The sequence below is a fragment of the Rhizobium sp. No.120 genome (assembly GCF_054558365.1).
In genome coordinates, this window is the sequence record NZ_BAAJNQ010000007.1 from 75,474 (window position 1) to 88,104 (window position 12,631).

13 protein-coding genes are annotated in these 12,631 nt (G+C 59.7%); 6 read left to right on the forward strand and 7 right to left on the reverse strand.

Annotated features, from left to right (window positions below; all coding sequences use genetic code 11):
- From ftsY to ACYJRZ_RS19950, 3 genes are read left to right on the forward strand one after another with little or no spacing between them, the layout of a single operon-like run.
- A complete protein-coding gene (gene ftsY, locus ACYJRZ_RS19940) occupies positions 1-1,548 on the forward strand; it encodes a signal recognition particle-docking protein FtsY (RefSeq protein ID WP_459461811.1) in 1,548 nt (515 codons plus the stop codon).
- A complete protein-coding gene (locus ACYJRZ_RS19945) occupies positions 1,545-2,264 on the forward strand; it encodes a septation protein A (protein ID WP_112341417.1) in 720 nt (239 codons plus the stop codon). The genes ftsY and ACYJRZ_RS19945 overlap by 4 nt, the downstream gene beginning before the upstream one ends.
- Entirely contained in the window at positions 2,261-2,851 is a 591-nt protein-coding gene (locus ACYJRZ_RS19950; RefSeq protein WP_285176689.1) for a DUF2585 domain-containing protein, read from the forward strand. The genes ACYJRZ_RS19945 and ACYJRZ_RS19950 overlap by 4 nt, the downstream gene beginning before the upstream one ends.
- 166 nt (positions 2,852-3,017) lie before the next feature.
- On the opposite strand, the gene ACYJRZ_RS19955 is transcribed toward ACYJRZ_RS19950, so the two are convergent.
- The 5 genes from ACYJRZ_RS19955 to ccmA form a co-directional block, all read right to left on the reverse strand.
- Positions 3,018-3,629, reverse strand: a complete 612-nt coding sequence (locus tag ACYJRZ_RS19955) for a DsbE family thiol:disulfide interchange protein (RefSeq protein WP_459461813.1) — start codon at positions 3,627-3,629, stop codon at positions 3,018-3,020.
- Complete coding sequence (ccmD, locus tag ACYJRZ_RS19960; RefSeq protein WP_459461815.1) at positions 3,626-3,799, reverse strand: heme exporter protein CcmD; 174 nt, start codon at positions 3,797-3,799, stop codon at positions 3,626-3,628. Before ccmD ends, ACYJRZ_RS19955 begins: the two co-directional genes overlap by 4 nt.
- Before the next feature lies 1 nt (position 3,800).
- Positions 3,801-4,559 (reverse strand): heme ABC transporter permease, encoded by a 759-nt coding sequence (locus tag ACYJRZ_RS19965; RefSeq protein ID WP_459461817.1) that lies wholly within the window; start codon positions 4,557-4,559, stop codon positions 3,801-3,803.
- Positions 4,560-4,739: 180 nt separating this feature from the next.
- The gene (gene ccmB, locus ACYJRZ_RS19970) at positions 4,740-5,399 is read right to left on the reverse strand and encodes a heme exporter protein CcmB (protein ID WP_459461819.1); all 660 of its coding nucleotides are present in this window, start codon (positions 5,397-5,399) and stop codon (positions 4,740-4,742) included.
- Positions 5,400-5,667: 268 nt separating this feature from the next.
- Positions 5,668-6,315, reverse strand: coding sequence for a heme ABC exporter ATP-binding protein CcmA (ccmA, locus tag ACYJRZ_RS19975; RefSeq protein WP_459461821.1), 648 nt, complete (start codon positions 6,313-6,315; stop codon positions 5,668-5,670).
- Positions 6,316-6,577: 262 nt separating this feature from the next.
- On the opposite strand from ccmA, the gene acnA reads away from it, so the two are divergent.
- The 3 genes from acnA to ACYJRZ_RS19990 all read left to right on the forward strand — a co-directional run bounded on the left by acnA (position 6,578) and on the right by ACYJRZ_RS19990 (position 11,028).
- The gene (gene acnA / locus ACYJRZ_RS19980) at positions 6,578-9,268 is read left to right on the forward strand and encodes an aconitate hydratase AcnA (RefSeq protein ID WP_459461823.1); all 2,691 of its coding nucleotides are present in this window, start codon (positions 6,578-6,580) and stop codon (positions 9,266-9,268) included.
- Positions 9,269-9,524: 256 nt separating this feature from the next.
- A complete protein-coding gene (locus ACYJRZ_RS19985; RefSeq protein WP_459461825.1) occupies positions 9,525-10,268 on the forward strand; it encodes a DUF1223 domain-containing protein in 744 nt (247 codons plus the stop codon).
- A gap of 358 nt (positions 10,269-10,626) precedes the next feature.
- Positions 10,627-11,028, forward strand: a complete 402-nt coding sequence (locus ACYJRZ_RS19990; protein WP_459461826.1) for a DUF2794 domain-containing protein — start codon at positions 10,627-10,629, stop codon at positions 11,026-11,028.
- A gap of 50 nt (positions 11,029-11,078) precedes the next feature.
- Here ACYJRZ_RS19990 and ACYJRZ_RS19995 read toward each other — a convergent pair whose 3' ends face one another.
- Together ACYJRZ_RS19995 and ACYJRZ_RS20000 are read right to left on the reverse strand one after the other, a co-directional pair.
- Positions 11,079-11,636 (reverse strand): N-acetyltransferase family protein, encoded by a 558-nt coding sequence (locus ACYJRZ_RS19995; protein WP_459461828.1) that lies wholly within the window; start codon positions 11,634-11,636, stop codon positions 11,079-11,081.
- Positions 11,637-11,755: 119 nt separating this feature from the next.
- Entirely contained in the window at positions 11,756-12,496 is a 741-nt protein-coding gene (locus ACYJRZ_RS20000; protein WP_459461830.1) for a Bax inhibitor-1/YccA family protein, read from the reverse strand.
- Between the last annotated feature and the right edge of the window lie 135 nt (positions 12,497-12,631).

Genomic DNA, 12,631 nt, shown 5'->3' on the forward strand with positions numbered 1-12,631 from the left:
ATGGCGCTCGGTTTCATCAAAAAAGTCTTCACCTTCGGCCGTGAAAAGCCGGCCGAGGAGCAGGCGCCTGCGGAGGATTCTCAGAAGGTTGAGGTGCCCGTTGTCGAGCAGGAATCGCCTGCTGTAGATATTTCGCCGGCTTCCGAACTTGCCGAACCTTCGTTACCCCCCTCTGTCCCTTCGGGACATCTCCCCCACGAGGGGGAAGATTGGTTGGAGGATGCTGCGCCCTCTGAGCAGGAGCAGCAGGCTGAAAGCCAGGAAAATGTTTCCGGCGTAAAGGGGATTGAGCCCGCTGAGGCTGTTCATTCTCTCGAGTCCAAGCCGCAAGAACAGCAGGACGATCTTCAGGCAATCGAACCGGAGCAACCCGCCGATCCTGAAGCCAATGTAATTTCGGAAAAGCGCCCCATCGAACCAATCTCCCCCCTTGTGGGGGAGCTGTCCGAGAGGACAGAGGGGGGTGACGAAGGTGCGGCAGATACGGACCTTCGGTCAAAAGACTCGGAATTTTCATCCGAAACCAGCGAACCCGCCGTCGAAGCCCCAATCCTCCCCAAGGGCTTCTCTACTGCCGCTTCCGCGCCAGCTCCCATCCCCGAAGCACCAAAACAAAAACTCTCGTGGTTCCAGCGCCTGCGCGCCGGGCTTGCGCGCACCTCGTCGCAGCTGACCGGTCAGATCGCGGCGCTCTTTACCAAGCGCAAGCTCGACGATCAGACGTTGCAGGACCTGGAGGATCTGTTGATCCAGGCCGATCTCGGCGTCGAGACGGCGATGCGTGTCACCGATACGCTGGCCTCCGAGCGGTACGGCAAGGATGTGACCGGCGAAGACGTCGGCCGCATCATGGCGCAGGAAATCGCCAAGGTGCTGAAGCCTGTGGCAAAGCCGCTGCAGCTTGATCTCAGCCACAAGCCGCATGTGATCCTCGTCGTCGGCGTCAACGGCACCGGCAAGACGACGACGATCGGCAAGCTGGCCGCCAAGCTCTCTGGTGCAGGGCTGAAGGTTACGCTGGCCGCCGGCGATACGTTCCGCGCCGCCGCCATCGAGCAATTGAAGATTTGGGCGGAGCGTACGAAATCGGACTTCATCGGGACGAAGCTCGGCGCCGATGCTGCCGGTCTTGCCTTCGATGCCTTCCAGCAGGCCAAGGCCAACAGGAGTGACGTGCTGATCATCGATACCGCCGGCCGCCTACAGAACAAGGCGGAGCTGATGGCGGAGCTCGAAAAGATCGTGCGTGTGCTCGGCAAGCTTGATCCGGATGCGCCGCATACCGTGCTGCAGACGCTTGATGCGACTACGGGCCAGAATGCCTTGAACCAGGTGGAAATATTCCGCAATGTTGCCGGCGTTAATGGTCTCATCATGACCAAGCTTGACGGCACGGCGCGCGGCGGCATCCTTGTTGCCATCTCGGCCAAGCATAAGCTACCGGTCTATTTCATCGGCGTCGGCGAAGGTGTAGAGGATCTCGAGCCGTTCGAAGCCGAGGATTTTGCTCATGCCATCGCCGGTACGGGGGCTGTAAACAGCCAATGAATGACAAGAACAAGTTCGACGATAGGGAAAGTGCCGCAATGACAACCAGCGACAGCGATCTCACCCCAAGTGCTGCCGACAGGCATCATCCGATGCTGAAGCTGGTGCTGGAACTCGGGCCTTTGCTGGTGTTCTTCTTCGGCAATCTGCGCGGCGAATGGCTGGCGCAGCATTTTCCGCAGCTGGCGGCACTCGGTGGCCCGCTCTTTGTTGCCACCGGCTTGTTCATGGCGGCGACGGTAATCTCGCTCATTGTCTCGAAGGTCATGCTCGGCCATTTGCCGCTGATGCCCTTCGTCTCCGGCATTGTGGTGCTGATTTTCGGCGCGCTCGGCATCTACCTGCAGAACGAAACCTTCATCAAGATGAAGCCGACCATCGTCAATGCACTGTTCGGCATCGTTCTGCTTGGCGGGCTTGCCTTCGGTAAGTCGCTGCTCGGCTATGTCTTCAACGCCGCCTTCCAGCTGGATGCCGAGGGCTGGCGCAAGCTGACGCTGCGCTGGGGTATCTTCTTCTTCGTTCTTGCCGTGCTCAACGAAGTCGTCTGGCGCGGTTCGAACTGGCTTTATCTTCCGGACACCAAGGCGGCGGATAATCTCTGGGTGAACTTCAAGGTCTGGGGAACGATGCCGATCACCATCCTCTTCACGCTGTCGCAGATGCCGCTGATCATGAAGCACACGGTTGAGCCGCCGGTGGAAAACGGTAAATGAGCGAAGCCATCGACGCCCAAAGCCGCTATCGGCAACAGAGCTTCTGGTTCATCGCCTGCGCCGTCGTTCTGCTCGTGCAGATCGTGACCGAATATATGATGGGCCGCGTGCCGATCTGCACCTGCGGTTATGTGAAGCTGTTCGAGCCGGTGGTGAAATCCAGCGGCAATTCGCAGCATATCGCCGACTGGTACACGCCGTCGCACATCATCCACGGTTTCCTCTTCTTCGGGCTCACGCATCTGATCATGCGCGGCAAGCCGCTGTCTATGCGGCTCTTCGTGGCCATGCTGATCGAATCCGGCTGGGAGATCCTGGAAAATTCCCCGATCATCATCAACCGCTATCGCGCCGCCACCATCTCGCTCGACTATGTCGGCGACAGCATCCTCAATTCATCGATGGACGCTGTGTTCATGGTCGTCGGCTTCCTGTTTGCCTGGCGCGCGCCGGTGCTGGTGACGGTCGCCATCGCCATCTTCTTCGAGCTGCTCACCGGCTATTTGATCCGCGACAATCTCACGCTCAACGTATTGATGCTGGTCTGGCCGGTCGAGGCGGTCAAGACATGGCAAGGCGGGATTTAGTCTTTTAGCCCTCACCCCTGCGGGGAGAGGGTGGCGCGATAGCGCCGGGTGAGGGGCGCGCTACCGGGAGGTGCTGACTTTCGCTCGTCGCTCAAGACCTTTTTGCTTCGTGCCCCAGCCCCCTCATCCGCCCTTCGGGCACCTTCTCCCCAAGGGGAAAAGGGAGTTAAAACGCCGGCTTCCCCTGTGCCTTTGCTATCGCCGGATAGAGCCCTTCCTTCAGGCTGGTCGGCGTGAACGGGCCGACCTGCTTATAGAGGATCGTGCCGTCGGGCGAGACGAGATAGGATTCCGGAATGCCGTAGACGCCCCAGTCGATGGCGGCCGAGCCGTTCGGGTCAATGCCGATGGCGTTGTAGGGATTGCCGAGTTCGCCGAGGAAGCGGAGCGCGTTCTCGCTCGTGTCCTTGTAATTGATCGCGACGATATTGAGCCGTCCATCCTTGGCAAGCTCCTTGAGTACAGGATGCTCGTCGCGGCAGGGGATGCACCACGAGGCGAAGACATTGACGAGCGTCAGCTTGCCCTTGACGGCGCCATCGGTCAGTGCTGGCAGGTTGGAGCCTTCGAGAGGTGCGAGCGCGAGCTTCGGCGCCTTCGTGCCGATTAGGGCCGAAGGGATGGCCGAGATGTCGGTGCCGTGCACTTCCTGATCATACATGACCTTGCCGACGGCAAATGCGATGCAGACAAAGACGATCAGCGGGATCAGCGCCAGCAGATAGCGTGCGGTGCTGCTGGATTTCGGCTGGTCCTTGTTATCGGTATCCGCAGTCATTTCGTCTCGCTTTCGGGCGCGCGCTGCGAGCGGCGACGGATGCCGGAGGCTTCCAATGCGGAGAGCTCGCGGCGGCGCAGGCGTCCGTCGATCCAGATCCACGCGATGATGGCGAGAATCATGAAGGCGGCAAAGCCGTAGGAGCCGAAGACGTAGAAGGGATGCGACATTCTAGTCCTCCCGGCTCGCCATGCGTGCGGCCATGCGGCGTTGGGTGGTGATGCGGCGGCGCCAGATCTCGTTGCGGATCGCCATCAGATGGAGCGTGAAGAACAGCAGCGTGAAGGCGAGCGCCATGGTGAAGAGCGGCCAGAGGAATTCCGCGGCTATGGCCGGCCCATCCATGCGCATGATGCTTTCCGACTGATGCAGTGTGTTCCACCAGTCCACAGAGAACTTGATGATCGGGATATTGATGAAGCCGACCAGCGTCAGGATGGATGCAACGCGGGCCGCCTTGGAAGGATCATCCATGGCGCGGTTAAGCGCGATCAGGCCGAGATACATCAGGAAGAGGATGAAGACCGAGGTCAGGCGCGCATCCCAGACCCAATAGGTGCCCCACATCGGCTTGCCCCAGAGCGAGCCTGTCACCAGAGCGATCAGCGTGAAGGCGGCGCCGAGCGGTGCCGCCGTCTTGCCGGCGACATCGGCGAGCGGATGGCGCCAGACGAGCGTGCCGATCGCCGACATGCTCATGATCGTGTAGCACATCATCGACAGCCAGGCGGCCGGAACGTGAATATACATGATGCGGACGGTATCGCCCTGCTGGTAATCGCCCTCGGTCGTAAAGGACAGATAGAGGCCGATCGCGAAGAGCACGGCCGAGATGCCCGCGAGCCAGGGAATGAGACGCGCCGAGAAAGCCAGGAACCGCGTGGGGTTGGCGAGGTCGGAAAATCGGCTGATCGCAGTGATATCGCTCATGCGGCTTGTTTAACCCGATATGGCTTTTCCGGCAATCGACCGCGTTGTCTCAGATCGGCGAAACAGTATCTCCGTCAGAGCCTTTCCGCTTTTCTTCGAAACGCGAAAACGCTCCATCCTTTTGTATTTACGCAATTCCGGACGGAAAACCGCTACGCACTTCTCCTGGAATTGCTCTGATCAATCAGTCGTGTTCCGCAAGGCAAGAGCGGCAGCGGCCGGACCGATGACAGCGAAGAACAGCGTGAGCGCGATCAATATCAGGAACGGCGGCAGGAAGGGCTGCGGTCCTTCGACGGCGGCATAGGTGGCGCTGACACCGAAGATCAGCACGGGGATCGTGAGCGGCAGCACAAGAATGGAGACGAGTAACCCGCCGCGCGGCAGCGCCACGGCGACGGCAGCACCGACCGCGCCGATGAAGGTGATCGCCGGCGAGCCGACGAGCAGGGTTAGGGCCGTCGCACCGATCGCCGTCTCGTTCATATTCATAAAGAGGCCGAGCAGCGGCGAGGCGATGACGAGCGGAAGGCCCGTCGCCACCCAATGCGCTGCGCATTTAATGAAAACTGTGAGGACCAGTGGCGTTTCCTGCATGACGAGCAGATCGAGCGAGCCGTCGTCGCGTTCCGCTTGGAACAGCCTGTCGAGGCCGAGAAGGCTTGCGAGCAGCGCGCCGCTCCAGACGATGGCGGGGCCGATGCGCGAAAGAAGCTTCAGATCAGGTCCGACGCCGAAGGGAATGACGGCGACGACGGTGAGGAAGAAGAGAATGCCGATCAATGCCCCGCCACCGGCGCGCACGGAAAGTCTGAGGTCGCGGAAGAAAAGGGCGGTCATCGCAAAATCCTGCCGTTGTGAGAGATGCCCCGGATACCCCCCTCGTCCTTCGGACCTTTCGCGACATCTCCCCCGCAAGGGGGGAGATTGGTAACCTGTGACGCGCGCATCGCCTGCTCCAACATCGAATCGATAGAAGCAGAAGCGGAGTCCGCCGGCTTTGTAGGCAGATGCGGCAAACTCCCAACGATCTTCCCCCTTGTGGGGGAGATGTCACGAAGTGACAGAGGGGAGTGACGAAGGTGCGGCATAAGAGGAAATATCTGCATCATCCCCACACCCCCTCGCTCGCCCCGGCAAACCCCGTCATTCGCATCTCCTGCACATTCTTTAACCCCAGTGGCTGATGCGTGGCCGCAAGAACGATGCCGCCACTCTTCTGATGCGCTGTTATCAGATTGGCGAAGAGCCGGTCGGCGGAGCTGTCGAGCGCTGCCGTCGGTTCATCGAGGATCCAGATCGGGCGGTGAGCGACCAAAAGTTTGGCGAAAGCGATTCGCCGCTGTTGGCCAGCGGAGAGATAGCCGAAGGGCAGATGCGTGATGCCCGCAAGCCCGACGGCGTCAGCAGCTTCCTCGACGTCCAGGCTGGAGCCACCTGGGATATCGCCGAGGAATGTTTTCCAGAAGGTCAGGTTTTCGGCCACGGTCAGCTCGGATTTCATCGCATTGCGGTGGCCGAGATAATGGCTGGCTTCGCCCGCTTGACGGCCCGCTTCGCCGCCCTTTCCGGTGAACGTGACACGACCCTTTTCCGGCCGTAGAAGGCCTGCCACAACGCGCAGAAGCGTCGATTTTCCCGACCCGTTGCGCCCTGTCAAAACCAGGGCATCTCCACCCGCCAAGTTGAAGGAAACATTCAAGAAAATCAGGTCTTCGCCCCGCGTTGCCGCCAGATTTTCAGCGCTTAGATGCATTCGCTCAGGCTTTCCCCGTTTTCGTTGCCGCAATGCGCAAAAAATTGTCCAAATTTGCGCTTTGTCACTCTGGCAAGTCTTTACGAAATTATCTATAAGACCTGCAACCACGCCAGCGGTCGGCGTGAATTCAATCCTTGCGCCGAACTTAAGGTATTTGCCTTACGTGCGGACAGCGGAAATGGCCGTACCCGCATCCTGATGTGCATAAAGTGCATAGGCGTTCGCACGACTGTGTTGGCTATCAGAAACGGGGTATCTCGTGTCTAAATCTCTTGACAGTTTCAATTGTCGTTCCACGCTGACCGTGGGCGGGAAAGACTACGTCTATTTCAGCCTGCCCAAGGCTGAGGCGAATGGTCTGCCCGGCGTTTCCAAGTTGCCTTACTCCATGAAGGTGCTTCTGGAAAACCTGCTGCGTTTTGAAGACGGGCAGTCGGTCACGAAGGAGCATATCCTTGCCGTCGCCGAATGGCTGACCAACAAGGGCACCGTCGAGAACGAAATCGCCTATCGCCCGGCGCGCGTGCTGATGCAGGACTTCACCGGCGTTCCGGCCGTCGTCGATCTTGCCGCCATGCGCGACGCGATGGTTTCGCTTGGTGGCGATCCGGAAAAGATCAATCCGCTCGTTCCCGTCGATCTCGTCATCGACCACTCCGTCATCGTCGACGAATTCGGCACGCCGCAGGCTTTTGCCAAGAACGTCGAGCTGGAATACCAGCGCAACGGCGAGCGCTACCGCTTCCTGAAGTGGGGCCAGCAGGCCTTCAAGAACTTCCGCGTCGTTCCTCCCGGCACCGGCATCTGTCATCAGGTGAACCTCGAATATCTCGGCCAGACCGTCTGGACGAAGGAAGAGGACGGCGAAACGATCGCTTATCCCGACACCTGCGTCGGCACCGATTCGCACACGACCATGATCAACGGCCTCGGCGTTCTCGGCTGGGGTGTCGGTGGTATCGAGGCTGAAGCCGCCATGCTCGGTCAGCCGGTTTCCATGCTGCTGCCAGAAGTCATCGGCTTCAAGCTGACGGGCAAGCTCAAGGAAGGCGTCACCGCGACCGACCTCGTTCTGACCGTCGTGCAGATGCTGCGCAAGAAGGGCGTTGTTTCCAAGTTCGTCGAATTCTTCGGCCCCGGCCTCGACAACATGCCGCTTGCCGACCGCGCCACCATCGGCAACATGGGTCCGGAATATGGCGCGACCTGCGGCTTCTTCCCGGTCGACAAGGAAACGCTGAACTACCTCAACATGTCCGGCCGCGCCAAGGACCGTATCGCGCTCGTCGAAGCCTATTCCAAGGCTCAGGGCATGTGGCGCGACAATGACGGTTCCGACCTCGTCTTCACCGACACGCTGGAGCTTGATCTCGGCGACGTCGTGCCGTCGATGGCCGGCCCGAAGCGTCCGGAGGGCCGCATCGCGCTGGAAAACATCGCTTCCGGCTTCGCAACCTCGCTCGAAACCGAATATAAGAAGCCCGGCCAGCTCTCCAACCGCTATGCGGTCGAAGGCACGGATTTCGATATCGGCCATGGCGACGTTGCCATCGCTGCCATCACCTCCTGCACCAACACGTCCAACCCGTCGGTACTGATCGCTGCCGGCCTTCTCGCCCGCAACGCCGTTGCCAAGGGCCTGAAAACCAAGCCGTGGGTCAAGACCTCGCTCGCACCGGGATCGCAGGTCGTCGGCGAATATCTTGCCAAGTCCGGCCTGCAGGCCGATCTCGACAAGCTCGGCTTCAACCTGGTCGGCTTCGGCTGCACCACCTGCATCGGCAATTCCGGCCCGCTGCCGGCGCCGATCTCAAAGACGATCAACGACAAGGGCCTGATCGTATCTGGCGTCCTCTCCGGTAACCGCAACTTCGAAGGCCGCATCTCGCCCGACGTCCAGGCAAACTATCTGGCTTCGCCGCCGCTCGTCGTCGCCTACGCGCTCGCCGGCTCGGTACAGCTCGATCTGACGAAGGAGCCGATCGGCGAAGACCAGAACGGCAAGCCGGTCTATCTGAAGGACATCTGGCCGACCTCGCACGAGGTTCAGGAGTTCATCCAGAAGTACGTCACCCGCGAGCTTTATGAAACTAAATATGCCGACGTCTTCAAGGGCGACGCCAACTGGCAGGCCGTGCAGGTTCCTCCGGGCCAGACCTACGCATGGGACGACAACTCGACCTACGTGCAGAATCCGCCTTACTTCGTGGGCATGGGCAAGAAGGGCGCCGGCGTTTCCGACATCAAGGGCGCTCGCGTTCTCGGCCTCTTCGGCGACAAGATCACCACCGACCACATTTCTCCGGCCGGTTCGATCAAGGCTGCCTCACCGGCCGGTTCCTACCTCCTCGGTCACGGCGTCGGCGTTGCCGACTTCAACCAGTACGGCACGCGCCGCGGCAACCATGAAGTCATGATGCGCGGCACGTTTGCCAACATCCGCATCCGCAACCACATGCTCGGCCCGAACGGTAAGGAAGGTGGCTACACCATCCATTATCCGTCCAAGGAAGAGACGTCGATCTACGATGCGGCCATGCAGTATAAGGCCGAGGGCGTTCCGCTCGTCATCTTCGCCGGCGTCGAATACGGCAACGGCTCGTCGCGCGACTGGGCTGCCAAGGGCACGAACCTGCTCGGCGTACGCGCCGTCATCGCCCAGTCCTTCGAGCGCATCCACCGTTCGAACCTAGTGGGAATGGGCGTCATCCCGTTCGTCTTCGAGGAAGGCACCACCTGGGCAAGCCTCGGCCTGAAGGGCGACGAACTCGTGACGATCGAAGGCCTGGAAAATATCAAGCCGCGCGAGCGCAAGATCGCCAAGATCACCTATGGTGACGGTTCCGTGAAGGATGTTCCGATCATCTGCCGTATCGATACGCTGGATGAGGTCGTCTACGTCAACAATGGCGGCATCCTGCAGACCGTTCTACGTGATCTCGCTGCCTGATAGGCATTAGACGCTGTTATTGGAGGCCGCCGGAAAACTCTTCCGGCGGCCTCTTGTTTTTCACGGTGATGTGTACCGCGAGCCTTCAGCTCACTCCGGCCTCACCCCATCGTGACTTTGCGTCATCGTGTTAAACTATTATCTCTTGTTTCAGATTTTTCGGGCTTGATGTGGCCTGGTCGCCCCAAGAAGCGCGAGTTTTGCAGAGCCCGTGCAGGCAGACGGCGCTCGAGATTGGATGCAGAGGTAAGATAGAATGCGCCTTCGGTTTTTGGCTCCACTTCTGGCAGGCATTGGGCTCGCAAGTTCGCTGCATGCGCAGGAGGCTCCGAAGATCAAGGGCGTCGTCGAGCTCTTCACCTCGCAAGGTTGCGCTTCCTGTCCTCCCGCCGATGCGGCCTTTCGCAAGCTGATCCGCCAGGGCAATGTCGTGGCGCTCGCCTACCACGTCGATTATTGGAACTATCTCGGCTGGAACGACACCATGGCGTCTAAGGATAATACGGCGCGCCAGTATGCCTATGCCCGGACTATGGGCCGCAGCGGAGTATATACGCCACAGGCGATCGTCAATGGCAGGGACCATATGAATGGCGCCGATCTCAGTGGCATCAATGTCAAGCTTGACGAGTTTGTGCGCCTTGGCGAGGGACTGACGATTCCGGTCAGTGCCGACATGAAGGGCGACGAGTTGGAGATCAAGATCGGCGCCGGGCAGGGCAAGGCGAATGTGGTTGCCGTCTATTTCGACAAAGAGCAGATGGTGGCGCCGAAAGGCGGAGAAAATACCGGCCAGCAGATTGCCTATATGCATGCCGTCTCCGATGTCGAGACTGTGGGCATGTGGGATGGCAAGGCTATGAGCCTCGTGCTGCCGTCAACCGTGCTCGATAAGGCCGGCCGGAAAGGTCTTGCAATTCTGCTGCAGGCATCGACGCCGGCGGGCGATCCGGCCGCCATTCTTGGGGCGACTGTCTTGACGGTCGGCTCGGACGGCTAAGCGATTTTTCCAGCTTCGATGGAGGTCTTCCGTTCGGCTTGCGCCGAAAGGGCTCCCATTTTGGCTCGTGCTGAAAAGGGGTCCCTATTTTGGCTGGCGCCAAAAAGGGGAGGTGCCCGGCGAGGACGCATTCGGGGCTGGGGTTTAATCGATGCGCCCTGGCCGGGCCGTTTGACGCGGCGGCGCCAAACGGCTGCCTATACTTCCTGTAAATTGGGCGTCGTTTTGGCTGAAATGCGGCGCTGACGAGGTGCTTTCACAGCTGGGAAAGAAATTGTGAGCTGCCAGCCGTCTTGCAATTTGATGCGGCTGAGGCAAACTGTCATTCTCCTGTCATGAGATAGCCCTTGGGGGATTGATGACTGATCAGCCGGATTTGAGACACGGTGAAAGCCGTTCCGTCGATACCAATTCATCCGTCGTCGTTGATCTCAGAGAATACAAACAGAGCAAGGACCCGTTGCCGGTGACGTTTCATCGCCGGGAGTTGGATGCGATTCTCTGGATCTATGGCCGCATGGTCGGAGAGGGCGAGTGGCGCGACTATGCGATCGACCATTTGAAGGACAAGGCGGTTTTCTCGGTCTTCAAGCGCTCTGGTGAAATGCCGCTCTTCCGCATCGAAAAGAATCCGAAGCTTTCGGCCAAGCAGGGCGCCTTCTCCGTCGTCAATACCCATGGCATGATCCTGAAGCGCGGCCATGAGCTGAGCCAAGTGCTGAAGGTTTTCGACAAGCAGCTGAAGCTAGTGGAGAAGTAGTGTCTCCGTGTTGGCTATGTCTTTGAGTGGGGCTGAATAAGAGCGCAGATCTACTCCCCAAACAATGTCCCGGGATAGACCGACGGATCGGGATCGGTGCCATCTCCCTCGCCCAGCGCCTTCTGCATCAGCATCGTATCCAGCCACCGGCCATGCTTGTAGCCGGTACCTCTGAGCAGCCCGACTTCGTCAAAGCCTGCCGCGCGGTGCACGGCGACGGAGGCGGGATGGGCGCCGCCGATAACAGCGATCATCTGGCGAAAACCGAGGCTCTCGCAGCTTTCGACGAGCGCATCGAGCAGCAGCCGGCCGATGCCGCGACCGCGAGCCTCCGGCGCCAGATAGATCGAATCCTCCACGATCCAGCGATAGGCGGGCCGTGTGCGGAACGCGGAAGCATAAGCATAGCCAAGGAACGCGCCGGTCTCGTCTTCGGCGGCGAGATAGGGATAGCCCTTGTCACGGATCGCCTCGAACCGAGCCGCCATTTCCTCCTGGGTTGGCGGTGTGATCTCGTAGCTTGCCGTGCCGTTTAGGACGGAATCTCTGTAGATGGTGGTGATTTGGGGAAGGTCGTCTGAGGTGGCACTGCGGAGGCTGACGGACATTGCTTCTATTGCCTGATCTGCGAGTTTACGATGGCAGCTATCAAATCGCAGGACTTGTGGCCAGGCAAACAAAAAAGGCGGCCGGGGCCGCCTTTCGATATCTTGTTCAGTCCGTGCCATTAACGGCGGTCGCCGAGGAACTGCAGCAGGAACATGAACATGTTGATGAAGTCCAGGTAGAGCGACAGTGCACCCATGATCGCCTTGCGGCCGGCCACAGCCACGTCGTCGGCATCATAGTACATTTCCTTGATCCGCTGCGTGTCGTAGGCGGTGAGGCCTGCGAAGATCAGGACGCCGATCACGGAGATCGCGAACTCTACGGCGGACGACGCCAGGAAGATGTTGACCAACGAGGCGATGATCAGGCCGAAGAGACCCATCATCATGAACGAGCCCATCGCGGAGAGATCACGCTTCGTCACGTAGCCATAGAGCGACAGCGCGCCGAAGGAGGCGGCGGTCACGAAGAAGGTCTGCACGACGCTCTGGCCGGTGTAGATGATGAAGATCGACGAGAGCGACAGACCCACAAGCGCGGCATAGACCCAGAAGGTCGTCGTCGCGGCGGCCACGCTCATGCGGTTGATCCTGAAACTCAGGAAGAAGACCATTGCGAGCGGGGCAAAGATGACCACCCACTTCAGCGGGCTCAGGTAAATCGCCTGGCCGAAGGCCGTCAGATGTCCGTTAGCAAAAGCGAGCGAGAAGGAGAGATAGGCGGCAACACCCGTGATCGCCAGACCCAGCGCCATCAGGTTATAGACCTTGAGCATATAGGCTCGAAGGCCCTCGTCTATCATCGCACCGGATTGCGCACCGCTCTGCGCCCGGTTTTGGTAATTGCGAAAGTCAGCCATGTTTTCCTCTTTCAAGCTCCGATTTGAGTACGGTGTCGGGTCTTTCAAGGCCCAGGCGCCGCTGCGGAGCTCAGCATGCCTGCGTAGAATATGAGGCTTTCGAGCCTCATGCACAAGGGTCAAGCGGCCAGCCCG